A 25,014-nucleotide genomic window follows, 5' to 3' on the forward strand; every position below is an offset into this window, starting at 1 on the left:
GCACCAGCCTTTGCCGTGCAAGAGTAGACTTTTCACAAAAAATGCGTCACCTTTGCGGATGGAATCGGCGGCATCATGGGGCTATACTGGTAGCAGTCAAAGCCACACAGGAGGCGCATTATGCACAAAAATTATCTTGCCATCGACATTGGCGCATCCAGCGGGCGGCACATTGTGGGATGGATGGAGAACGGCGTTCTCCGCACCGAGGAAGTGTACCGTTTTCCCAATAGCGTCCGGCGGGTGGACGGTCATCTGGAATGGGACATCGACAGCCTGTTCGTCCACGTGAAGCAGGGCATCCGGGAAGCCTTTGTCAAGTACCCGGAGATTGAGAGCCTTTCCATTGATACATGGGCAGTGGACTATGTGCTGCTGAAAGACGGTCAGCCCCTCTACCCGGTCTACGCCTACCGGGACGACCGGACACAGGCCGTGATCTCCGAAGTCCACAGCATCCTGCCCTTTGCGCAACTCTACCAGCGCACCGGCATCCAGTTCCAGCCCTTCAACAGCATTTATCAGCTGTATGCCGACAAAACAGCTGGGCGGCTGGCGCAGGCCGAGGACTTTTTGATGATCCCGGAATACCTGCTGTGGAAGCTCTGCGGCGTAAAGGCGCGGGAGTACACCAACGCCACCTCCACCGGGCTTGTGAACGCCCAGACCAAGGAGTACGACCCGGAAATTTTGCAGGCTCTGGGCTTGCCGGAGGCGATGTTCCCCAAGCTCACCGCTCCCGGCACGGTGCTGGGTCCCCTGCTACCCGACATCGCCGCCGAGGTGGGCGGGCAGACCAAGGTGGTGCTGTGCGCCACCCACGACACCGCCAGTGCCGTGGAGGGCATTCCCATGGAACAGGGGGATGCGCCGTTCCTCTCCTCCGGCACATGGAGTTTGCTGGGGGTCAAGCTGGCAACGCCCATCACCAGCCCGGAAAGCCGCCGTGCAAACTTTACCAATGAGGGCGGCGTGGGGTACATCCGCTACCTGAAAAACATCATGGGACTGTGGATCATCCAGTGCTTGCAAAAGCAGTTGGGCATCTCCTTTGCCCAGATGGTGGAGCTGGCCAAAACCAGCACCTACACCCGCATTTTTGATGTGAACGCTGCCCGCTTCTCTGCCCCGCAGGATATGCGCGCAGAGATCAGAGCCGCCCTTGCCGAGACCGGCGATGCTCCTGCCACGGATGCCGACCTCATCAACAGCGTCTATCATTCACTGGCGTACTGCTACGGGGAAGCATTCCGGGAGCTGGAAGCCCTCACCGGGCAGCACTGGGATAAGCTGTACATCGCAGGCGGCGGCGCCAAGAACGCCACCCTGAACGAGCTGACCGCCCACTATACCGGGAAACAGGTGGTGGCGCTGCCCATTGAGGCCACCGCCATCGGCAATTTGAAGATTCAGATGAGCATTCCTGAAGGAGGAACTTTATGAGCTACGCAGAAGCAAAAGCCCGCTACGCCGCCATTGGTGTGGACACCGATGCCGCTATTGCCCGGTTAAAGACCGTGCCCATCTCCCTGCACTGCTGGCAGGGAGATGACGTCCGTGGCTTTGATACCGACCCCACCAAGCCCCTGACCGGCGGCATCCAGACCACCGGCAACTACCCCGGCCGTGCCCGCACCCCGGAGGAGCTGATGGCCGACATGGACAAGGTGCTGTCCCTCTGCCCCGGCACCAAAAAGATCAACCTCCATGCCTCCTACGCCATTTTTGACGAGGAGAACCCGTGGGTAGACCGGGACAAACTGGAGCCCAAGCACTTCAAAAAATGGGTGGATTTCTGCAAGGCAAGAGGGCTGGGCGCAGACTTCAACCCCACCTTTTTCTCCCACCCCAAGTGCGATCCTCTGACCCTTGCCAGCCCCAACGAGGAGACTCGGAAATTCTGGGTAGAACATGGCAAGGCCTGCATCCGCATCAGCCAGTATCTGGCGGAGGAACTGGGGCAGCCCTGCACCATGAACATCTGGACAGGCGACGGCTTCAAGGACGTACCGGCGGACCGCAAAGGTCCCCGGGACCGCTATAAGGCAAGCATCGACGAGATCCTGAGCGAACCTTACGACTTCAAGCTGGTAAAGCCCTGCATCGAGAGCAAGGTGTTCGGCATCGGTGTGGAGGCCTACACCGTGGGCAGCGCTGAGTTTGCCCTGAGCTATGCCGCCTTCAACCGGGAAAAGTGCATTCCCCTGATGGATAACGGTCACTACCACCCCACCGAGGTGGTCAGCGATAAGATCCCTGCCCTGCTTGCCTTCTTCCCGGAGATCGCGCTCCACATTACCCGCCCCATCCGCTGGGACTCCGACCATGTGGTGCTGTTCGACGATGAAACGAAGGAGATCTGCAAGGAGATCGTCCGCTGCGGCGGTCTGGATGGTCGGGTGAACATTGCACTGGATTACTTTGATGCTTCCATCAACCGCATTTCCGCATGGACGGTGGGCTTCCGCAACGTGGAAAAGGCACTGCTGTCTGCCCTGTGTACCCCCCACACGGCGCTGAAAGAGCTGCAGGACACCAACCAGTTCACCGAGCTAATGGTGCGGCAGGAGGAGCTGAAGACCCTGCCCTTTGGCGAGGTCTGGGACGAATACTGCCGCCGGAACAGTGTGCCGGTGGATGGTGCATGGTTTGAGGAAGTCAAAAAGTACGAGCAGAACGTGCTGAGCAAGCGCATTTGAAGGAAAGAGGTTTTTGAAGATGGGTATTCTGGATATTGAGATTGTAAAAGGCTTTATGCGGATGTGCAACGATGGCTGGCTGCAGGGCTGGCACGAGCGCAACGGCGGCAACCTGACCTACCGCATGAAGGAAGAAGAAGTGGCGCAGTGCCGCCCCTTCTTTGATGAGCAGCCACGGGAGTGGGTGAACATGGGGGTGCAGGCGGACAATCTGGCGGGCGAGTATTTCATTACCACCGGCTCCGGCAAGTTTTTCCGCAACGTGGAGCCGGACCCTGTTCACAGCATCGGCATCGTGGAGATCAACGACAAGGGCGACAGCTGGCGCATCGTCTGGGGCTTGGAGGGCGGCGCAAAGCCCACATCCGAGTTCCCCAGCCACTTTATGAACCACAGCGTCCGCAAAGCCGCCACCAATGGCGCAAACCGCGTCATCTACCACTGCCACGCCACCAACGTCATTGCCCTGACCTACATCCTGCCCCTGACCGACCGGGACTTCACCCGTGCCCTGTGGCAGAGCGCCACCGAGTGCCCGGTGGTGTTCCCGGAGGGTGTGGGCGTCTGCCCCTGGATGGTGCCCGGCGGGGCGGACATTGCCATGGCCACCAGTGAGCTGATGAAGCACTATCAGGCAGCCATCTGGGCACAGCACGGTCTGTTTGCTTCCGGCCCGGACTTTGACATCACCTTCGGTCTGGCCCACACCATCGAAAAGAGTGCCGAAATTTACGTCAAGGTGCTCTCCATGGGCGGCGGCATCATCCGGCAGACCATCACCGACGATGACCTGCGCGCCATTGCCCGCGACTTTGGCGTGACCCTGAACGAGAAGTTCCTTAACTGAGCTATTTTCCCCCCATTTTTCTTCATCCTAGCAAAACAGGCATCCTGTCCGATACCGCCAAATGGTATCGCAGGATGCCTGTTCTGCTTTATGTTTCCCGGAACTCCATAGGTGTTTTTCCGGTGACCTTTTGAAAGACTGCGCTGAAATAATTGCGGGTGGCAAAGCCAAGCTGCTCGGAAATTTCCCGGACGCTGAGCGTTGTGCTTTTCAGCAGAACCTTCGCGCGTTCGACCTTTGCAAACTTCACATAGTTCGTGACGCTCAGACCCGTTTCTTCCTTGAATTTATGGGTGAGGTAGTATTCCGTGTAGCCCACCAGAGCGGCAAGATCTTCCGCCACGATCTTTTTGTCCAGATTCATCTCGATATAATCCACACATTTCTGGATCTGCATACTGAGGTTGGGGTTCGTCCGGTGTTTGTGGACACGCCGAATGAAATCATCGTACATCATCATTGCAAGCGGGCTCAGTTCATCCAACGATTTTGCCGCTTCTGCCGTCTGAATGTAGCTGTCCCCCAGCGAGTACGCCTCCTCCGGGGAAAGACCGCCCTCAATGGCGGCACGGCACACCAGCGAGGTGAACACGATGATGGAAGTCTTACTCTGGCGCAGAACATCGCTGCTCTGCACCGGCACGCCTGCGCTTATGCTCATACTGTTGGAAAGTGCCTGCTTGTAATTCAGGTCTCCGGTGCGGACCATTTGCAGCATTCCCTGCTCCGCCATCCAGATCTTATGGCGGTCATGGGGAATGGCATCGCTTTTCAGCCGTTCGTCCTGTGCTGCACTGCTGTTCACACTGCTCAGCTCCAGCCGCTGCCCGGTCAGGCAGTAGTGCATCATCAGCAGATAGCGGTTCATAATGGTGTTTTGCAGGGTAGGAACTTTTTCAAGGGCTTTGTAAAGCTGGATCGTCCATGCCACACTGATCTCCAGCTTGCTGTAATATTTCAGCCCTTCCTCGATCCCGCGCATTGTCACATCCTGATAGAACACCGGCCCGATGACCCAGACACGCTTCAGTTCTCCCTCTTCCTTTTCAAAGGCTGCGCCCCACAAAAGACCCAATGCCGTCCCCAAGGTAACAGGTACATCGTCCCGATCCCCATGCTCCAGCATCCGCTGTTTGCAGCCGAACAGTTCAAATGCACTGGCAAGAAATGCCTCGTCCGGGCAGTTGCTCCGCAAGAGCTTCCCCTGTGCATCATAGCACCATGTATATACATTTCCGCCGCACTGGACAAGCTCGGAAAACAGCATCATATTCTGGAGAACATCCATGCCTAATCCCTCCGGCTCATTGATGGAAACAGTATATCATACTTCTGCCGTTTTTTCTACCGATGCCCGGAGCCAGTGCAGCAGGATGCCTGCGGAGATGACCGCAGCGCCCACGTCTGCCATCAGGTGCGCCGCCGCAATGCCCTGCACCCCGCAAAGCGCATTCATCAGGTACAGCAGCGGGATCAGCAGCAGCCCCTGCCGCAAAAGAGAGAGCACCACCGCACCACTTGCCCTGCCCACGGATTGCAGCAGGCTGGTTGCCAGATAGGTCAGACCGATCACCGGGCTGCCCAGCACCAGATAGATCACCAGCTGCGTCCCCAGACGGAATGCCCCTTCTTCCTTGATGAACATCCCGATCAGGGCATTGCGTCCGGCAAAGCTGGCCGCCCCGGCAAGAACACCAAAAACAACGGTCAGCAGGATCAGATCTTTCAAAAGCTGCTTCAGGCGCTTCGTGTCGCCTGCGCCGTAGCTGTACGCCAGAAGCGGCTGGCACCCCATGCAGATCGCCATGGCGATCATACTGATGATCATGGTCGTCTTGCCCGCTGCCGCCATGGCTGCGACCGCCGCCGTGCCGTGGGTCACCAGCAGCCGGTTGCTGAAGGAGGAGGCAAACCCTGCCAGCAGGCTGCTGATCCCGTTGGGCAGACCAATGGCCAGCATCTCCCCCAGCATCTGCGGTTTTTTCAGGGCAGGACGGAGATCAATGGTCAGCACCGTGCCGTGTTTGACGATGTAGCGCAGATAGCAGCCCGTTGCCACAAGATTGCCCAGCACACTGGCAGCAGCCGCACCGCTGACGCCGAAGTTCAGCACCAGAATGAACAGCGGGTCAAAAATGCAGTTGACCAGCGTGCCCAGAAGATTGCCGATCAAGCCTTCTTTTACTGCGCCCTCTGCACGCACCAGCATCGCCATGCTGTTGGACAGGATAAAAAGCGGCGCACCCAGTGCAAGGACCTGAAGATACCGCTCTGCATAGGGAAAAAATTCTGCATTTGAGCCCAACACCCCCAGAAGTGGCACTCTACCCACCAGCAGACCTATGCTGACCAGAACGCCCAGAAAAAAGCAGCTCCAGAAGCAGAGCGAGGAGCAAGTCTTGCCCTGCTCGATCTCGCCGGCGCCAAAGCAGCGTGCAATGATGGCGCTGCTGCCTGCGCCAAGCATGGTCGCTACTGCCGAAAGGATCGAAAACACCGGCCCCACAACGGAGACCGCCGCCACCTGTGCGGTATCGCCCAGACAGCCCACAAAAAACATATCCGCCATGTTGTACAGCACCATGACAAGGATAATGATAATGGAGGGCACCGCCATGGAAATGATGGATTTCCAGACAGAGCCGGTACGGAAAAGTGCTTCGTTTTTCATGGTCTCCTCCCAAAAATCAACCGCACGCAGGCAAAACGAAAGCCCCTGTCAAGGGAGCTTTCCGAGCTGCTTCGGTCACAGGTTGTCCAGCGCATCCAGCAGTGCTTTCAGCACCGTTTCCGGCAGCCCCAGCATAGGGCCGATCTTGCCAAATGTCATGCCGTAGGCAGCTTTTGCCTGCTGGTTATCGGCAAAACCGGGCAGGTACTGCTCCACGATGGCTTTTGCGGCCTCGTTTTCCATCAGCGCTGCAATCGTGCTCTGGCTGTTCAGCTTGCCGCCGGTCAAAATTTCCGGGTGCTTCCAGCTGCTGATGCTCTGGTGTCCGGCAGACAGTGCGCCGTCCACCGGGATGGCTGCACCGGTGATGTACCGTGCCAGACCGCTGGCAAGGAAAAGTGCCAATGCAGCGCACTCCTCCGGGTCGCCCATCCGCTTTGCCGGGCAGTCGGCTGCAAAGAAGTCCATGGCCGCAGCCGGTGCATCCCCGAAAATGCTGGTTCTGGTGTAGCCAGGACAGATAGCGTTGACGGTAATGCCGTATTCTGCGTAATCCAGTGCCGCTGCGCGGGTCATGCCGACCACGCCGAACTTGGTGGCACTGTACAGCGCCTGTCCACGCTGGGGCACAAGACCCGCCACCGATGCCACATTGATGAGGAATCCGCCTTCGCTGTGGCTCTTGAGGATGGCCTTGGCGCCGTACTTCATCCCGGCAAAGACGCCCTCGCTGTTCAGGGAGAAGATCTTCTCGTAATCCTCTACCTCATACTCATGCAACGGTGTGCCGCCCATGCCGATGCCTGCGTTGCTGACAACGCCATCCAGCTTGCCGTAGTGCGTCACCGTCTTATCCACCAGTTCTTTGATGGCAGAAGCCTTGCTGCAATCGGTCTGGATAAAGATGGCATCGCCGCCCTTGGCGCAGATGCCATCTGCCACAGCCCGCCCCTGTTCTGCACTGCGGGCTGCACAGACCACCTTCATGCCGTTTTCGCCAAAGCACTCGGCAATGGCCCGGCCGATGCCACGGCTTGCGCCGGTGACGATGGCCACTTTACCTTTGACACTGTTAAAATCCATCCTATATCCTCTCCTTTTTCTCAGATCATATCGTTCTGCTTCAGCCATTCCACTTCATCGTGGATGGTTTCCCGATGATTTATCGTATTTACGAATCAGATTTGCAACCATCAGTTGCTTATCCATCCCTGTGGTGCTATAATAACACTGTGGCGCAGGAGCTGCAATCAGCAGTTTCCGGCGTGTCCGGTGTTTAAGCAACGAATCACATTCAAAGCGTTGGTTAAGCACCCTTTATGAAATCAATTGATGGAGGAATTGTATGGATATCCGGGTCAAAAAAACGAAGCGTGCCATTCAGAAAGCGTTTGTTGCCCTGCTGCGGGAGAAGCCGATCGAAAAGATCACGGTCAAAGAAATTGCCGAACGGGCCGAGATCAACAAAACGACCTTTTATTCCCACTATGAAACGCTGGATGCCCTCACCGCCGAAATGGAGCGGCAAACGGTCCAGCTCGTCTGCGACAATATGGGCGGCGCACAGCAGCTGCTGGATACGCCGGAGGCTTTTGTGCGGGAGATGTTTGCTAATCTCCAGCAGGCGACCGATTATCTCGGTGTGGTTCCGGCATCCGCGATGAACCGCTTTACACAGCATCTGCGTGATGCGATACTGGAACAAATCAAACTCGCAAACATGGAACCATCCCAATATGAAAATGTCGGTGCGATCCTGATTTTTGTAATGAACGGTCTTTCCGGGCTTCTGAACACCGACGCAAAACTGGCACAAAAACAAATTGATGTGATCGCCGCCGTGGTTGCGAATGGTGTCCACGGTCTGCATCTTTCCCACTGAGCCAAAACAGGCTGCAAGAAGCATCTTCCGCAGCCTGTTTTTTGCTATTGCAGCTTATCTTTCTGCGTAACTACCCAGCACCCCAAGGCTGGGCTTTGCGGTCCGCTCCATCGTTTCGCGGTTCACGGCGATCAGTCCAAACTGCATGGCATAGCCCTTCTGCCACTCAAAGTTATCCATCAGGCTCCAATGGAAGTAGCCCTTCACCGGGATGCCGTCGGCGATGCAGTGCTGCACGCCATCCAGCGCCTGCCGGATAAACGCCACACGGCGGGTATCATCGGCGGTGGCAATGCCGTTTTCGGTCACGATCAGGTCACCCTTGAATTCCTCTGCCACCTTGCGAATGACGTGTTCCAGTGCCTGCGGATAGACCTCGTAGTCCATCTGGGTCAGTTCTGCGCCCTCCGGTGCCGGCAGCTGCCCCTGCGGGCCGTAAAGGGTGCGGGTATAGTTCTGCACACCCAGAAAATCATCGTCTTTGATATAAGGCAGATAATGGGTGAACTCCTCCTGCCATGCGGCCTCGGCAAAGGCTTCGCCGCCGGGCTGTGCCTGCAAGTCGTGCAGCGAGAGGGTCAGGCCCACCTTGACCTGCGGGCAGAGGGCTTTGATGGCATCCCGTGCGGCTGCATGGGCACGCATCACCAGCAGATCACCTTCCGGGGTGCGCTCGCTGACAAAGATCCGCGGCTGGGGTGTGCCGAACACCTGTGCATTCTCCATGGCGGCATACTTCATGTTTTCCATCATCTTCTGGAAGTTCATGCCCACCTGCACCGTACCCTCGGCAGACTTTCCGGCCGATGCGGCATTTTGGGCAGCCTGTTCTGCCATCAGACGGAACCGCTTGGAGATCGCGGCCAGCTGCAAGCCCATATTGGCCTCGTTGATGGTGCAGACATAGCGCAGCTCGCTGCCCAGCTGTTCCATCACATAGGTCACATAACGTTTAAAATCCTCTACGGTGCTTTCGGTTTCCCAGCCGCCCTTGCAGATAAGCCATTTCGGGCTGGTGAAGTGCAGCAGCGTCACGATGGGTTCTACGCCATGCGCTTTGCAGCAGGCGATCACCTTGCGGTAATGCTCGATAGCTTCCGGATCGAACTTTCCTTCCTCCGGCTCTACCCGTGCCCACTCGATAGAAAAGCGGTAGGCATTCAGCCCGGCATCAGCCAAGAGCTTGATATCTTCTTCGTACCGTTGATAATGGTCACAGGCAATGCCGCTGGGCTCCGTAAAGCTGGAATGGGGCAGCTGTTCCTGTGCCCAGTAGTCACTATTCGTATTGTTGCCTTCTACCTGATGGGCTGCTGTTGCAGCACCGATGAAAAAGCCTTTTTCAAATTTCTGCATGATGGTTCTCCCTTCCTGCGTGTTGCTTGTTGAGGCTATTGTAGCAGACCTGTTTTGCCCCTATGGGACAATAAATCGTGAAGGCGGGCGCAAATTCACGCACCACAAATTATTGCACGAATTTTTATCCTTAACTATCGTTTTTCATCCGGCAGTGGCTGTTGCATTCTGTTATTCTGGTGTCAGAAAAAGCGGAACTCAGTTCACACAAAAAGGAGGAAAATCATTATGTTCCAAAAGAAACCCAGTGCCAGTGAAGTAGACGGCGTCCAGTACCGCCGTGCAAAGCTCTGGCAGATCATCTGTTACGCCTGCAACGCTTTTGTGGGCATGAGCATCTATTCCCTGATCGGTATGGCCAGTTATTCTGCCAGCATCGGCTACGGCATCACCACTGCAGCCGTGGGCCTCATCCTGATGCTGGCCCGCATTCTGGACGGCTTTACCGACCCGATGCTGGCGTTCATCTACGACCGCGTCAACACCCGTTTCGGCAAGCTGCGTATTCTTCTGATCAGCGGCTACCTGATCGAGGCTGTCGGCCTGCTGTGTATGTTCAACCTGTGCTCCAGCAAAGGCTTCGGCTTGCCGGTGTTCGTTTTGACCTACATTATTTACATTATCGGCTATACCGTCACCAACATGACCGCCCAGACCCTGCCGGCTATTATGACCAACGATCCCCGCCAGCGTCCCACCATCGGTGTCTGGAGCACTGCGCTGAACTACTTCGTGCCCATGGGCATGAGTATGCTGATCTACACCGTCATCCTGCCCAAGTGCGGCGGCACCTTTAATCAGGACTTCCTCAGCACGGTCTGCACCATCGTGCTGATCATTGCCGGCATCGGCACCCTGGTCGTCTGCGCCGGCATCTCCGCCTACGATAAGCCCGAAAACTTCGAGGGCACCAACAAAAAACACGAGCCGCTGAAAACTGCGGATATTCTTGAGGTGCTCAAGCACAACAAGCCCCTGCAGTGCTACATCGCCTCCAACGCTTCCGATAAGCTGGCACAGCAGGTAGGCAGCCAGGCCATCATCAACACGATGCTGAACGGCATCCTCATCGGCAACATGGGTCTTGCTACCACCCTTGGCGTGATCAGCATGGTGCCTTCCATCTTCTTTGCGGCCTTCGGTGCAAAGTATGTGGGCAAAAATGGCAGCAAAAAGGGCATCGTGACCTGGACCTGCGTCAGCATGGCCATCGCCTCTGTGCTGTTCCTGTTCTTCATCTTTACCGACACTCATCAGATCGGTGTGATCGGCAGCTGGAACATGATCGTTTACGTCCTGCTGACTCTGTTGCAGAACGGTTCCATGATGTGCATTACCACCTCCAACACTTCTTACATGGCCGATACCATTGACTACGAGCTGGACCGCAGCGGCCGCTATATCCCGGCTGTCGTTTCTGGTACTTACAGTCTGGTGGACAAGCTCATCACCTCGGTGGCTGCTGTCATCGCCACCGGTGCGGTCGCCCTTCTGGGTTACACCACCACCATGCCCCAGCCCACGGATCCCTACACCAGCGGCATCTTCTGGATGACCCTTGCCATCAAGTTCGGTCTGCCCATGCTGGGCTGGGCCATCACCCTGATCGCCATGCTGGGCTGCCCGCTGACCAAGGAAGAAATGGTCAACGTCCAGAAGCGCATCGCAGATAAGAAAGAAGCCCTTCGTCATGAAGTAATTGCAGAACAGATGCAGTAACACCCTGCAAAGACCGAAAGGGCTCATACGCTCTTTCGGTCTTTGCTGATTCCATCCATCTTTTATAAAGGAGTTTTTACCATGAGCAAGACCATCCTGTTGAATCAGAGCGACTGGCATTTTACCAAGGAGAACCCCGGCATCCCCGCCGCCGTTATGGGCGAGGCCGTCACCCTGCCCCACACATGGAACGCCGTGGACGGTCAGGACGGCGGCAACGATTACTATCGCGGCACCTGCTGGTATACGCTGGCTCTGGCAAAGCCCGCCATCCCGGCAGGCGGCAAGGCTGTTTTACAGCTGGACGGCGCAGCCATGACCGCCGCCGTCTACCTGAACGGTGAAAAGCTGGCCGAGCACAAGGGCGGCTACTCCACCTTCCGGGTAGACCTGACCGACCACCTCAAAGAGGAAAATCTGCTGGCCATTTCCGTGGACAACCGCGACAACGACACCGTGTATCCCCAGAAAGCCGATTTTACCTTCTACGGCGGCATTTACCGGGATGTGACCCTGCATATCGTCCCGGCAGAACACTTTGCCCTGCCCGCTAATGGCGCACCGGCACTGAAGGTGACCCCCATCGTCACCGACCTTGCTGCCAAGACCGCCGAGGTCACCGTGGAAGCCGCCGTGGTGGGCGCACAGAACGTGACCTTTGCACTGGAGGGTCAGACCCTCACCGCCCCGGTGGAAAAGGGCACCGCAAAGGTTGTTTTCACGCTGAACAACGCCCATCTGTGGGATGGCGTGGACGACCCCTTCCTCTACACCGTATCTGCCAAGCTGGACAATGGCGAGGAGACCTCCGCCCGGTTCGGCTGCCGCAAGTTTGAGATCGACCCCCAGAAGGGCTTTATCCTGAATGGCCGGGAATATCCGCTGCGCGGTGTTTCCCGCCACCAGGACCGTAAGGGTGTGGGCTATGCCCTGACCAACGAAATGATGGAGGAGGATATCTCCATCATTCTGGAAATGGGCGCCAACACCATCCGGCTGGCACACTATCAGCACGCACAGTATTTCTACGACCTGTGTGATGAAAAGGGTCTTGTCATCTGGGCAGAGATCCCCTACATCACCATGCACATGACCAACGGCCGTGCCAACACCCTGACCCAGATGGAAGAGCTGATCGTCCAGAACTACAACCACCCCTGCATTGCCGTGTGGGGCTTGTCCAACGAGATCACCGCTGCTTCTGCTGTCAACGAGGATCTGCTGGAAAACCACCGTCTGCTGAACGAGCTGGCGCACAAGCTGGACCCCACCCGCAAGACCACCATGGCAAACGTGTTTATGCTGGAGACCACCAGTCCCATTCTGGAAATTCCCGATGTGAACAGCTACAACCTCTACTTCGGCTGGTATCTGGGCGAATTGGAGCAGAACGACGAGTTCTTTGACAAGTACCACGCCGATTACCCTGACCGCTGCATCGGCTTTTCGGAGTACGGCGCAGATGCCAACCCCCAGTACCAGAGCAGCCACCCGGAAAAGGGCGACTACACCGAGAGCTACCAGTGCGTTTACCATGAGCATATCGCAAAGATGATCGCCGCTCGTCCGTGGCTGTGGGCGACCCATGTGTGGAATATGTTTGATTTTGCCGCCGATGGCCGTGATGAGGGCGGCAAGCATGGCGAGAACCAGAAGGGACTTGTCACCTTTGACCGCAAGCTCAAAAAAGACCCCTTCTATCTCTACAAGGCCTACTGGAGCAAGGAACCGTTCGTGCACCTGTGCGGCAGCCGCTATGTAGACCGCGCCGAGGATGTGACTGAGATCAAGGTCTACTCCAATCTGCCGGAGGTCTCGCTGTACAAGGACGGTCAGCTGGTGGAGACCCGTAAGGGCGACAAGGTGTTCACCTTCCAGCTGCCCATCACCGGCAAGCACAGCATTGAGGCACGCTCCGGTGAGCACAGCAGCGTGATCTTGGTGAACAAGGTGGACGCCCCCAACCCGGATTACGCCATGGACAACCGCAAGAACGTGACCAACTGGTTTGACGGCGAGCTGGACGAAAGCTGCTGGTCGGTCAAGGACAACATGGCTGCCGCCACGGCAGACCCGAAAGTTGGTCCCATCCTGAAGCAGATCTCTGATAAAGCCGCCGCTGCCCGCGGAGATGTTGCCGCCGCCGTGAAGGACAACCCGGCTCTGGTGGCGATGATGGAGCGTGCTATGCGGCGGATGACCATTGAATCCATGCTGATGCAGGCCGGCGCTTCGGAAGAGGACATCAAGCAGCTGAACCGTGTATTGCAGGGCATTTCCAAGGAGTGATTCGATGAAACAAACCTATTGTAACCCCCTTGATCTGGGCTACCGTTACCAGCACATGAAGGAAGGTCCCCGTACAGCAGGTTTCCGGGAGGGTGCAGACCCCACGCTGGTATCCTTCAAGGGCAAATATTATCTCTTTGTTTCCATGTCGGCAGGCTTCTGGTATTCGGACGACCTGCTGCACTGGGACTTCCATGCAGACCCGGATCTGCTGATCTACGATTATGCCCCCGATGTGCGGCAGGTGGGCGATTTCCTGTACTTCTGCGCCAGCCGCAAGGGGCGCAACTGTCCCATTCTGCGCACCGCCGACCCCCTGACCGAGCCGTTTACCGAAGTATCTGCGCCCTTTGCTTTCTGGGACCCGGATCTGTTCTGCGATGATGACGGCCGGGTGTACTTCTACTGGGGCTGCTCCAATACTACGCCCATCTACGGCGTGGAGATGGACCCGGACACCATGACCCCCATCGGGGAAAAGCAGGAGCTGATCTTCGGCAATGAAACCGTACTGGGCTACGAACGCCCCGGCAACAACGGCATTGTGGACCGGGAAGCCAGCGTGCTGTACCAGTCCATGAAGCAGTTCTATAACCCAGAAACCGGCAAGCTGGATCTGCCGCCGCAGATGGCAAACATCCCCGGCCTGAGTGCCGAAAGCCTGACTGCCATGTTCAACGCCGTGGGCAAACCCTACATTGAGGGTGCCTTTATGACAAAGCATGACGGCCTCTATTACCTGCAATACGCCTGCCCCGGCACTCAGTACAACACTTACGCCGATGGTGTATACACCTCCACTTCTCCGCTGGGTCCCTTTGTGCGGCAGGCATCCAACCCGTTTTCCGCAAAGCCCGGCGGATTCATCACCGGCGCAGGCCACGGCAGCACCATTGCCGACCGCTATGGCAACTGGTGGCACGCCTCTACCATGCGCATTTCCGTCAACTATGACTTTGAGCGCCGGGTGGGGCTGTTCCCTGCCGGGTTCGACAAAGACGGGGTTCTCTACTGCAACCAGAACTTTGCCGATTACCCGCACTGCATCCCGGCTGGCAAGTTCGATGCCGCCAGCCAGCAGCCGGAATGGATGCTTCTGAGCTACAAAAAGCCGGTCACGGCTTCCAGCACTGCCGAGGGCAGCAGCCCGGCACTGGCCGTCAACGAGGACTGCCGCAGCTGGTGGAGCGCCGCTGGTACAGAGCCGGGCGAATGGCTCTGCGTGGACCTTGGCAAAGAGAGTGATATCCGCGCCATTCAGGTAAATATGGCAGATGAAAAGCTTGTGGTGGACTTCCCAGCCGACAGCTACGGCGATACCCGCAAGACCCGCCACATCGAGACCCGGCCGCAGATCTCCCATTACACGGTAGAGACCAGTGTGAACGGAGCAGACTGGACGATTTGCGAAACGGTTGCCCGGGAGTGCTCCAACGGCTACTACGAATATGCCGATGGCATCCGGGCACGGTATGTCCGGGTGACCGGCGGCGAACTGCCCTATGGGCAGGCACTGCGCATCAGCGGCCTGCGGGTGTTCGGCAACGGCGAAGGCCCGAAGCCCGCACAGGCCGAAGCCGCCGGGGCTCGCGTAGATGCACTGGATGCAACGATCACTTGGCAGCACATCGAAAACGCGCAGGGCTGCAATGTCCGCTATGGCGTTGCACCCGACAAGCTCTATCTGAGCTGGCTGGTCTACGATGCAGACGAAGTGACCCTTTCCACCCTGACCGCCGGGCAGGAATACTACATCTGCGTGGACAGCTTTAACGAAAACGGCATCACGCCGGGCAAGACATTCAAACTGGAGGGGTAAATCATGCCCATCAAAGCCGTGCAGCAATTTATGCTGGGCACTGTACTGAACAACGAACAGCAGGCGAAAGAAACGCTTGCCGCCATGAAAGCCGCCGGGTACGACGGCATTGAACTGTGTGGATTTATGATCCATCCCATTGGCTTTGTGGTAAAGCTGCTGACCAAGGCCGCCGGAATGCCGGTGGGCAAGGGCGGCAATCTGGACTGGCACAAGCTGGTGCAGGAGGCAGGCCTTCAGGTGGTCAGCCTGCACACCGACCTTGGCTCTCTGGAACGAGATGCCCATGCAGTGGCCGAGGAAGCAAAAAGTTTTGGCACGGAGTATGTGGTCATCACCGGGATGTACCGCTTTGATTACGGCGATGAAACCACGATGCACCAGTTGGCACAGCGGCTGAACAAGGCGGGCGAAACCCTGCAAAAAGAGGGCATCCACCTGCTCTACCACAACCACAACTGCGAGCTGCGTCCTGTAAACGCAGAAAAGCGTGCTTACGATATTCTTTTAGAGGAAACCGATCCGGCCTTCGTCAACTTTGAGTTTGACAGCTACTGGTTCACCGAGGGCGGTGCAAACGCCTTGGCGTGGATGCAGCGGCTTGGTCCTCGCATGAAGCTGTGGCACATCAACGACCGTGGCACCCGCATCACCGGCAGCGCCATTACCCCCATTCTGAAAACCGACAGTATGGAGCTGGGCACAGGCAACATGGATCTGGACAGCCTGATGACACAGGCACTTTCCGTGAATGTAGATGCCATCATTCTGGAAAGCCACCGCAACTGGGTGGACAATTCCCCTGTCAAGAGCTTCCAGCTCAGTGCAAAATACCTTGCACAAAAATTCTGATCTGCCATTTTCTCATCATTTTCTTCTTCATTATCCCCATAAAAGCAACGCCCCGCACCGGTTACTCCTTCCGGTGCGGGGCGCTGTGTTTTGCGGGGAATATTTCTGCGTTACAGGGTATGGGTTCCCGGCTGCAAGGTCAGGTTTCTGCCATCCGGGAGGGCAACCTCTGCGGTCAGATTACAGGGCACGGTGATGGTGTAGGTCACAGCATCGCCTGCATACTGCCATCCGCTTTCAATGCGCCCCACCGGGGAATCGTACACCGCTTTTGCCCAACCCAGTGCAGGGTTCGGGGTGGGAGCGATGGTCAGGGTCTGGCCTGCCAGATGGATGCCGCACACACCGCCGAACAGCCAGCCGCAGATCGCGCCGTAGGAATAATGGTTCAGGGATTCGCTGGGGTGTCCATTGGTGTCAATGCCCGTCCACGTTTCCCAGACGGTGGTAGCGCCCTGTTTGACCTCATAGAGCCAGCTGGGGGCAGTATCCTGCAGCAGCAGCTTGTAAGCGGTGTCCGCATGACCATACTTTGCCAGCACCTCACAGAGGAAGGGCGTGGAAAGGAAGCCGGTGTTCAGGTGGCAGCCGTTTTCCAGCACCATCTGGTTCAGCATATCCGCAGCGGCTTGGCTCTCAGCTTCATCCAACAGACCGAATGCAATGGCACGGACATATTCACACTGGCGGTCAGAAGTAATTTTCCCGTGATCCGTAAAGGCGGCACGATAGGCAAGGCGGGCTTTTTCCGCTGTGTCACGGTACTGCGCTGCCTCTTCCGGTTTGCCCAGCACAACGGCGATTTCTGCCAGCAGTCTGCCGGAGTACGCAAGGTAGGCCGTACCCACGCTTTTGCGCGGGTTCATCATCGCCTGCATGGGGGTAATGCCCGGCTCACACCATTCGCCGTAGTCCAGACCGTTCAGAACGGTGTATTTGGCGTACTCGCCGGTCTGTTGCTCCTCGGTGGTCTGCTGGGCACGCCCCAGCAGGAACGCATACCACTTCTGCATCATCTCGTAGTTGTCTGCCAGGATCTTGCGGTCGCCGGTACGCTGATAAAGAGCGTAGGGCACCAGAATGGCAGCATCGCCCCAGCCCGCCGACATGCAGAGCATGGGGGTCATATAACCGGGGCGGCTGGTGGGCGGGGCAATGTTTGCCATGCGCCCATCCGGGTACTGGTTCAGGCGGCATTCTGCCAGCCATTTTTCCACCACCGGGTAGCAATCCATCAGGGTCAGACCGGTTTCAATGAACACCCCCATGTCGCCCGTCCAGCCGGCACGCTCACGGGTAGGACAGTCGGTGGGGATATCGCAGAAGTTGCCCTTCTGGCTCCACACGCTGTTTTGCACCAGCTGGCTCACATCCGCATTGCCGCACTCAAAGCTGCCGGTGACCGGCATCTCCGAATAGACGGCATGGGCGGTAAACTCTGCGCCGGTCAGGTCGATGTCCGTTTCCACCTTTGCGTACCGGAAGCCCATGATGGTAAAGCTGGGCTTATAGTGGTTTTCGCCCTCTTTGCAGATCAGCTCCAGCAGCTGTGCCGTGCCGCCCTCTTTGTGGCGGTTCCTGTCCTGAAAGTTCTCCTGTGTGAAGTTGCCGTTCTCGTCCAGCGTTTCGCCGCAGAACAGACGGATCTTCTGGCCTTCGTGGGCAGTCAGCTTCATTTCTACATAGCCTGCCATATTCTGCCCGAAATCCAGAACCGTTTCTCCATTGGGTGTGCGGAACAGCCTGCCCGCAAAGGCTTCCTGCTCCCGGATGGGCACGGTGTTCATGCCAATGAGGGGGAGCGTGTTGGGCGCAGTCCTCACGCCGTGCCAGCCAGTCAGTTCTCCTTCCCGCCGGGCATCATACACTTCGCCCTGCTGGAGATCATTCTGCCGGATGGGACCGCACTGGGTTGCTTCCATGGCATCATCCGAAACGCAGACCGCCTTGCCATCCACTTCCAGCTGGAACAGGACAGCCAGTTCCTTGCCGAACAGGTCGCGGTCACCATCCACGCCGGAGGTGCTGCGGTACCAGCCATCGCCCAGCGCGATCAGCAGCTCGTTTTCCCCCTCACGGACAAGCGCTGTCACATCGTAGGTCTGTGCCCCAAGGTGCTTGTCTGCGGTAAAGCTGCCGGGAGCAAGCACCATATCGCCGACCCGCTTGCCGTTCAGCCATGCCGTATACAGACCCTTAGCGGTAATATACAGCCGCTTGCGCTGCCCCGCCGGGGCGGTGAACACTTTGCGCAGATAGCTTGCCGGACGGTGGGGCTGATACGGCTGCGCCTGCCCTTTGCCGGAGGCTTCCAGCGCAGCCTGCTTCTGCTCCCAGTTGGGCTTTGCAAAGGCGTTGATTGCATCGGTGCAATCGATATCCGGTTCTTCCGTTTCCGGGCAGACCCACACGCCCTGCCAGTCGGCAAAGGGCAGACCCGTTTCAAAGACGGCTTCGCTCCATGCACCGGGCTGGTCATTTTCATCCCACAGCCGGATGCGCCACTGTCCCTGCATCTTGGGCGGCACAGGGGTGGGCGTTTCGGTGTGCATCATACTGCTCAAGATCTTTCCGCTTGCCCACAGCGTTTCGGCTCCGGCGGTCACTTCGATTTCGTAGGCGGTCTGGCGCACGCCTTCGGCGCACTGCCACGATAAAAACAGCGTCCCGGCATCTATACCGAGAGGCTGGGTCAGATGATTCGTTTTCAGGTTTGTTGCTTGCATCATCCACATCTCCTTTTTCCGTTTGATCTCTGCTCTTATTATAGAGGGAATCCCACGGAATAAGGGTGCAAAAATTTGTGTTGTCGGTCAAAAAGTCGTGCTATTTATGATAATCCAAAAAATTCATCTCGCTCCACGATTTTTCATCCGTACTGTCTGCGGTTCTCCTGTTATACTTTGGGTAAGGCAGGGATTGCACGATAAAATAAGTCCTACTCTCTCCACTTTACTGGCATAAATCTCTCAAAATCCTCTTGACGCATTCTACATACTTTGGTATTTTTCTTCTAAATCCCACCGTTCTTGTGGATTGGTTTGAAGTCCTCTACAAGATGTGGTCGTGTTCATTTTGAACGCTGCCTCACCGTGGATTATCCCTGAAAGATTTACCGCTCCGCAACACACCCGATTCATTTTGCCGCTTACTTCACCCGACAAAATTTTTCGCCTGTCTTGCAGGGTGGTATTTTTCTTTTACGGGAGTTGTACCTTGAAAATTTCATGAGCCGACCGAACGTGATACCGACTTTCCGTCAACGCCGCTGCACAAACATGGGCAGGAACTTCGTTCGGAGCAAACGGTGATTTCCATTACATGAGCAGAGACCCGCTACTTATTTTTTGCACCTTAACAATTCGGAAACAATTACCCGGAAACGGTTTTGAGCGCAGCGGTAGAGGGCAAGAACCGTCCCGTGGCCACAAATTTTCAATTCTTGAAAATTTCCTGTCCATCCGGGACTTCACTTCTCAAACTCTTGCGAGTTTTCCAAGTGATCTTGTTGGGGTAGCGCTTGTCGGGGCAACGCCCCTCCATCTGCTGTCGCAGACCGCGCTGCCGCTTAAAAGCCCCACTGGGGCTTTCATTGCTGCGCTGCGCTTCGCAAACGCGAGCTTGCCGTGTGGCAGGCAGAGCAGGCTCACATCTCCGGCAAAGAAAAACAGGAAGTTCCCGCTGGGGAACTTCCTGTTGTACATATCGCTATCGTATGTGGATTTTGGCAGGGTGCGCCCGGGTGGACGCGCCCTGTTTTTTATTTTGTCCTTAATCTTCTAACCCATGGTTTCCGGCCACCAGCCTGTATGATTTGCTACAGATTGGTGGCCGGTTCTGTTATTTTTCGATTTCTTCCAATGCAGGCATGGCAGGGATCGCACCGTGACGGCTGGTGGTGATGCTGGCAGCCTTGTTGGCAAAGGCCAGAATGCCTTCCAGCTTGTCCACGGTCAGGGTGTTCAAATCCGCCTTGCAGAGCTTGGACAGAGCAGCCCCAAAGAAGGTATCGCCTGCGCCGTTGGTGTCGCCCACCTTGCAGGGGACGCCTGCCACATGACCAGTTTTCTCCCCAAAGCGGTAGAATACGCCGTTTGCACCCAAGGTGACAAAAATCAGTCGGATGCCGTTCTGTGCCAGTTGTGCCGTGCCACTTTCGCAGTCGGTGGTGCCGGTGAGCAGGGGCAGTTCTTCATCGGACACTTTCAAGATATCCACCAGCGGCAGGGGTGCTTTCATCTGAGCAATGGCATCCTCTTTGTTCTTCCAGAGGTTGGCACGGTAATTCGGGTCATAAGTAATGACAGCACCCAGCTTTTTGGCGCGGGCAGCAGCATCCAGCGTCGCGGTGCGGGAGGGGTCAGCGGTCAGGCTGACAGAGCCGAAGTGGACGATTTTGGCAGCTTTCAGAGCGCCCTCCGAAATGTCCTCTTTGCTCAGCATCACATCGGCATTGGCGCTGCGGTAGAAGCTGAAATTCCGCTCACCGGTGGCATCCACCGACACGACTGCCATGGTGGTGGGGTGGTCTGCATCCACCGCCATGCCGGAAACGTCTACCTTGTTTTCTGCCAGAACCTCTTTCAGGTAGCGGCCAAAGGCGTCTGCACCCACCTTGCCGATAAAGGCGGTCTGTGCCCCCAGCCGGGCAGCAGCCACCGCCAGATTTGCCGGGGCACCGCCGGGGTTTGCAGCAAACTGTGGAACACCCTTTTCGTCCTTGCCGGTCTGGGTCAGGTCGATCAAAACTTCACCAATCGTTACAATATCCATGGCTGCTCCTTTCAGCGGCGTACCAGCAGCGCCTGATACGGCTCCAGCTCCACATCCGCCAGCCAGACGGAAGTGCCCTCCGGGGTGTGATACTCGCCGCCCAGAGCGTCCAGACTGGCTCCTGCCGGGTACTCGGTAAAGTTGAACAGTCCCACCAGCGTTTCCTCGCCGCGCTTGCGCACCAGTGCCAGCACGCTGGGGTTATGGCTGTCCCATGTGGTCACCCACGCATCCGGGGCAAAGCAGGGGTCTGCACGCATTTGGCGCAGCTGTTCCATGCCCTGCCACAGCTGGTTTTGCAGCGTGCCCTTCCGGGTGCGCTGCTTGGCGTCCTCCCAGTTAAATTTGCTGCGGTGCAGGTTGCGGCTGTCCTCCACACGGTCAGGGTCGTTTTTGTAATCCCAGCCGTTGCGCTGGGCGATCTCATCGCCGCAGTTCAGCATGGGGAAGCCCTGCAAAAACGCCATGGCGGTGTGCAGCAGCAGGTCACGTTTTACAGCGTAGTCCAGTGCAATCTTATCGCCCTTTTCCAGTGCCTGCTCCACGCCGCACAGGCTGGCGGTGGTGCCGCAGCTGCGGGCATCGCCGGTGGCAGGGTCGTAATTGTACAGCTCACCCTTTGCCCAGCTGCCGGGGAAATTGCCCTCGTAGAAGTGGTACAGGTATTCTTTATGCTTTTGCGGGTCGATGCCCAGCCGGTTTTCCACCGCTTCGTCCAGACCCCAGCCAATATCATCGTGGCAGCGCAGATAGTTCACGAACCAGCAGTTGTCCGGCAGGGCGTGAAGGGCATCCAACTGCGCTTTCAGCAGCCGGGTGTCCCGGCTGGCAAGAGCGCTCCACAGGTTGACCATGGTGGACACGTTGTAGAGCATGTGGCATTCCGGTTTTTCCGGAGTGCCGAAGTAGGCGGCAAGCTCCTTGGGAGCCATGACCACTTCGCCCTTGAGGATGACAGCGGGGCAGACACATTCCAGCACCATGCGGAGCATCCGCACAATGGTGTGCACCTGCGGCAGATTGCGGCAGGTGGTGCCCAGCTGCTTCCAGATGTAGGGCACGGCGTCAATGCGGAACACTTCCACACCGAGATTTGCAAGGTGCAGGATGCTCTTGGTCATGTCCACGAACACCGCCGGGTTGGCATAGTTCAGATCCCACTGGTAGTCGTGGAAGGTGGTCAGCACCCACTTGTGCATCTCCTCGCACCATGTAAAGTTGCCGGGCGCGGTGTTGGGAAACACCTGCGGCACGGTCTGCTCGTACTGGTCAGGGATGGTGCGGTCGTCATAGAGGTGGTAATAGGCCTGAAACCACGGGTCGCCCGCCTTTGCCGCCATGGCCCAGCGGTGGGTGCTGGCGGTGTGGTTCATGACAAAATCTAGACACAGACTGATGCCTGCCTTGCGCAGCTCCCGGGTCAGGTTCTCGAGGTCTTTGTTCGTGCCAAGAGCGGGGTCTACGGTGTCAAAATCCTCCACCGCATAGCCGCCGTCGTTGTGGGGATGGGGCATCTGCAGCAGGGGCATCAGGTGCAGATAAGTTAGCTTCTGCTCCTTGAGGTAGGGCAGTTTCTTTGCCAGTTCTTTCAGATTTCCGGCAAAGAGGTCGGTGTACATGGTCATGCCGAACATATTGCCCCGCTTGTACCAGTCCGGGTCGGCGGTGCGGGCTTTGTCCAGTGCTTTCAGCTCGGCGCTGCGGGCGTTGTAGGCTTCTGCCATCTCCCGCTCCAGAACTTCCAGCCCTTCCCGGTTGTGGTACAGCTCCATGAACAGCCATTCCAGCTCGTCCTTATGGTGGGCAAAGCGGGTGGAAAATGCAGTTTGATCCTTCATATCCTTTTATCCTTTTCGTGTAAGATGAAGCTGCACGCTGGGGTAATCGCCAAACAGCTGCGGCAGGACAAGCCCTGCATACAGCAGCGTGCTGCCGCTGAACCGCATCCCTTTGTGAATGCCGTCCTCTATGGCTTTGCCGCCGTCGTGGTCATACTGAGAGCCGAAATAGTCGATGCCATCCAGCTCATACACAGCGTCTTCTTCCAGCCCACGGAAGCACAGGTGGATGGGCAAGGGATTTGCCTGCGGATGGGTCACCACCAGATTCAACAGTGCCTCGCTGCCGTCCTCTGCGGCAAACTGCCATGCCGTGAAATATGCGTTTTCTGCCGGGTCGGTCAGCCGGTAATAATCGCCGGTGCGGATCAGGTCGTTCAGCCGCTTGAACCGCTTGATCTGGTTTTTCACCGCGGTGCACTCGGTGCGCTTTAATTTGCCCAGATCCAGCTCGTAGCCAAAGGTGCCGCTCATCGCCACCACAGCACGGGTGTCGATGGGCGTCGTGCGGCCGGTCTGGTGGTTGGGGCAGGCAGAAACATGAGCACCCATGGTGCAGACCGGATAGCCAAAGGAGGTGCCGTGCTGGATCGTCAACCGTTCAATGGCATCGGTATCATCACTACACCAGATCTGGGGATAGTAGCACAGCATTCCGGCATCAAAGCGTCCGCCGCCGCCTGCGCAGCCCTCGAACAGCACCTCCGGGAAGCCCTGCGTCAGCCGCTCTGCCAGCGCATAAACGCCCAGCATATAGCGGTGCATGATCTCGCCCTGCTGCTCGGCAGGGAAAGCACGGCTGTACACATCGCTCATGCTGCGGTTCATATCCCACTTGATATACTCGATGTGATGCTCCCGCAGCAGCTTACCGATTGCCTCTGCCAGATAGTCCACCACCTCCGGGCGGGAGAGGTCCAGCACCAGCTGGTTGCGTCCCATGGCGGGCTTACGTCCGGGCAGGGTCAGCGCCCAGTCCGGGTGGGTGCGGTACAGCCGGGAGTTCTCGTTGACCATTTCCGGCTCGATCCACAGGCCGAATTTCATGCCCAGCGCATTGACTTGCCCAATCAGCGGGTCCAGTCCGCCGGGCAGCTTTTCGCAGTTCACGGTCCAGTCGCCCAGACCCTGATTGTCGTCATTCCGGGTGCCGAACCAGCCATCGTCCAGCACCATCATCTCCACGCCGAGAGAGGCCGCTTTTTCAGCGATCTTTACGATCTTTTCGGTGTTGAAATCAAAATAGGTGGCCTCCCAGTTGTTGATCAGCACCGGGCGGCGTTTGTCTTTCCACGGGCCGCGGCAGATGTTGCGCCGCAGAAAGCGGTGGTACTGCTGGGAAAGCGGGGTCAGACCCTCTGCCGCAAAGGAGAGGATCACCTCCGGGGTGTCAAAGGTCTCGCCCGGCTTCAGGTTCCACGCAAAGCGCTCCTCCTGAATGCCGCTCACTACCCGGACAAGCCCGGTCTGAGAGCGCTCCACGTCCATCTGGTAGCTGCCGGAATAGACCATCATCACCCCGTAGCAGGCACCGCTGGTCTCCGTTGCATCCTGCTGGCAGAGGATCAGGAAGGGATTATTGTGGTGGCTGGAGCTGCCCCGCACCGAAGAAATGGTCTGGATATTGGTGCCCACAGCTTCCCGTTCCAGCTGCCGCTCCATGGCGTGTCTGCCGTGGAAATGCAGCAGATCCCATCTGCCAAAGGGCAGATCCAGACAGGCAGATGCTGCCTTGTCCAGCCGCAGCGTGGCATCGCCGTGGTTTGTCAGCCGCGCCGCGCGGGTGATGACATCCTGCTGTGCAAACACGCCGTACAGCAGCTCCAGCGTCAGACCGGTGGCTTCGTCCTGCATTCGGACGATCAGGGTCTCGGCATCGTTTTCCTCTGCGTGGGCACAGGGCAGACCGGTCAGGGAGTATTTGCCGGATTCTATTGTATGATCAACATAGGTGAAATCCGCACCGAATGCACCTTTTTCGTCTGCGACTGTCAGACAGGAGATGCGGAAATCACCCACGTTGCAGCCGGTATACTCTTGCGGGAGCAGATCCGGGGAAATGCCCCGGTGGGTGCGGTAAGCGTAGTAATCCGGCGAGAATCCCCGGTCTGTGCGGGGATACAGCTGCATCAGATCGCCTGTACCGATTTTTTTACCATAATACAGGTGCAGCAGGTGCCCCAGCGCATCCACCTTCATGTGGTAGCTGGTATGGGCGGTCTCCAACGCAAAAACGCGGGTCTCGGAATCAAATCGAATGCTCATTGGT

General features: G+C 57.4%; 17 protein-coding genes. 9 read left to right on the forward strand and 8 right to left on the reverse strand.

The window, feature by feature from the left end:
- Window positions 1-120 precede the first annotated feature (120 nt).
- The 3 genes from MTP39_RS13495 to rhaD are packed head-to-tail and all read left to right on the forward strand — an operon-like array spanning window position 121 to window position 3,546.
- A complete protein-coding gene (locus MTP39_RS13495; protein ID WP_249240917.1) occupies window positions 121-1,443 on the forward strand; it encodes a rhamnulokinase in 1,323 nt (440 codons plus the stop codon).
- A complete protein-coding gene (locus tag MTP39_RS13500; RefSeq protein ID WP_249240918.1) occupies window positions 1,440-2,699 on the forward strand; it encodes an L-rhamnose isomerase in 1,260 nt (419 codons plus the stop codon). The genes MTP39_RS13495 and MTP39_RS13500 overlap by 4 nt, the downstream gene beginning before the upstream one ends.
- Before the next feature lie 19 nt (window positions 2,700-2,718).
- Window positions 2,719-3,546: a rhamnulose-1-phosphate aldolase gene (rhaD, locus tag MTP39_RS13505; RefSeq protein WP_249240919.1), complete on the forward strand. Its 828-nt coding sequence runs from the start codon at window positions 2,719-2,721 to the stop codon at window positions 3,544-3,546.
- A gap of 88 nt (window positions 3,547-3,634) precedes the next feature.
- Here rhaD and MTP39_RS13510 read toward each other — a convergent pair whose 3' ends face one another.
- From MTP39_RS13510 to MTP39_RS13520, 3 genes are all read right to left on the reverse strand, one after another.
- Window positions 3,635-4,834 carry a helix-turn-helix domain-containing protein gene (locus MTP39_RS13510; protein WP_249240920.1) on the reverse strand — a complete coding sequence of 400 codons (1,200 nt, stop codon included), beginning with the start codon at window positions 4,832-4,834 and terminating at the stop codon, window positions 3,635-3,637.
- Between the two features lie 36 nt (window positions 4,835-4,870).
- Window positions 4,871-6,217, reverse strand: coding sequence for an MATE family efflux transporter (locus MTP39_RS13515; protein WP_249240921.1), 1,347 nt, complete (start codon window positions 6,215-6,217; stop codon window positions 4,871-4,873).
- Window positions 6,218-6,292: 75 nt separating this feature from the next.
- Window positions 6,293-7,300 carry an SDR family NAD(P)-dependent oxidoreductase gene (locus tag MTP39_RS13520; protein ID WP_249240922.1) on the reverse strand — a complete coding sequence of 336 codons (1,008 nt, stop codon included), beginning with the start codon at window positions 7,298-7,300 and terminating at the stop codon, window positions 6,293-6,295.
- Between the two features lie 262 nt (window positions 7,301-7,562).
- Here MTP39_RS13520 and MTP39_RS13525 point away from each other — a divergent pair, with 262 nt between their 5' ends.
- Window positions 7,563-8,099, forward strand: a complete 537-nt coding sequence (locus MTP39_RS13525; protein ID WP_249240923.1) for a TetR/AcrR family transcriptional regulator — start codon at window positions 7,563-7,565, stop codon at window positions 8,097-8,099.
- A 54-nt stretch (window positions 8,100-8,153) separates the two neighbouring features.
- Here the strand turns inward: MTP39_RS13525 and MTP39_RS13530 are convergent, their stop codons facing one another.
- On the reverse strand, window positions 8,154-9,455 hold the full coding sequence (locus tag MTP39_RS13530) for a glycoside hydrolase family 1 protein (protein ID WP_249240924.1): 1,302 nt from the start codon (window positions 9,453-9,455) through the stop codon (window positions 8,154-8,156).
- Between the two features lie 228 nt (window positions 9,456-9,683).
- Between MTP39_RS13530 and MTP39_RS13535 the strand changes: the two genes are divergently transcribed.
- The 4 genes from MTP39_RS13535 (at window position 9,684) to MTP39_RS13550 (ending at window position 16,134) form a co-directional block, all read left to right on the forward strand.
- Window positions 9,684-11,174, forward strand: coding sequence for an MFS transporter (locus MTP39_RS13535; protein WP_249240925.1), 1,491 nt, complete (start codon window positions 9,684-9,686; stop codon window positions 11,172-11,174).
- 81 nt (window positions 11,175-11,255) lie between these two features.
- Window positions 11,256-13,463, forward strand: coding sequence for a glycoside hydrolase family 2 protein (locus MTP39_RS13540; protein WP_249240926.1), 2,208 nt, complete (start codon window positions 11,256-11,258; stop codon window positions 13,461-13,463).
- A gap of 4 nt (window positions 13,464-13,467) precedes the next feature.
- Entirely contained in the window at window positions 13,468-15,282 is a 1,815-nt protein-coding gene (locus MTP39_RS13545; RefSeq protein ID WP_249240927.1) for a family 43 glycosylhydrolase, read from the forward strand.
- Between the two features lie 3 nt (window positions 15,283-15,285).
- Window positions 15,286-16,134 (forward strand): sugar phosphate isomerase/epimerase family protein, encoded by an 849-nt coding sequence (locus MTP39_RS13550; RefSeq protein ID WP_249240928.1) that lies wholly within the window; start codon window positions 15,286-15,288, stop codon window positions 16,132-16,134.
- Window positions 16,135-16,244: 110 nt separating this feature from the next.
- Here the strand turns inward: MTP39_RS13550 and MTP39_RS13555 are convergent, their stop codons facing one another.
- The gene (locus MTP39_RS13555) at window positions 16,245-18,863 is read right to left on the reverse strand and encodes a family 78 glycoside hydrolase catalytic domain (protein WP_442899402.1); all 2,619 of its coding nucleotides are present in this window, start codon (window positions 18,861-18,863) and stop codon (window positions 16,245-16,247) included.
- A 592-nt stretch (window positions 18,864-19,455) separates the two neighbouring features.
- On the opposite strand from MTP39_RS13555, the gene MTP39_RS13560 reads away from it, so the two are divergent.
- Entirely contained in the window at window positions 19,456-19,917 is a 462-nt protein-coding gene (locus tag MTP39_RS13560; protein ID WP_249240929.1) for a hypothetical protein, read from the forward strand.
- Between the two features lie 57 nt (window positions 19,918-19,974).
- Here MTP39_RS13560 and MTP39_RS13565 read toward each other — a convergent pair whose 3' ends face one another.
- Genes MTP39_RS13565 through MTP39_RS13575 form a run of 3 tightly spaced genes read right to left on the reverse strand, consistent with a single transcriptional unit; the run spans window position 19,975 to window position 25,010 of the window.
- Entirely contained in the window at window positions 19,975-20,907 is a 933-nt protein-coding gene (locus MTP39_RS13565; protein WP_249240930.1) for a carbohydrate kinase family protein, read from the reverse strand.
- A gap of 11 nt (window positions 20,908-20,918) precedes the next feature.
- A complete protein-coding gene (locus tag MTP39_RS13570) occupies window positions 20,919-22,745 on the reverse strand; it encodes an amylosucrase (RefSeq protein ID WP_249240931.1) in 1,827 nt (608 codons plus the stop codon).
- 6 nt (window positions 22,746-22,751) lie between these two features.
- Entirely contained in the window at window positions 22,752-25,010 is a 2,259-nt protein-coding gene (locus tag MTP39_RS13575; protein WP_249240932.1) for an alpha-galactosidase, read from the reverse strand.
- Window positions 25,011-25,014: the final 4 nt, after the last annotated feature.

The organism is Faecalibacterium sp. I3-3-33 (assembly GCF_023347295.1).
GTDB lineage: Bacteria > Bacillota > Clostridia > Oscillospirales > Ruminococcaceae > Faecalibacterium.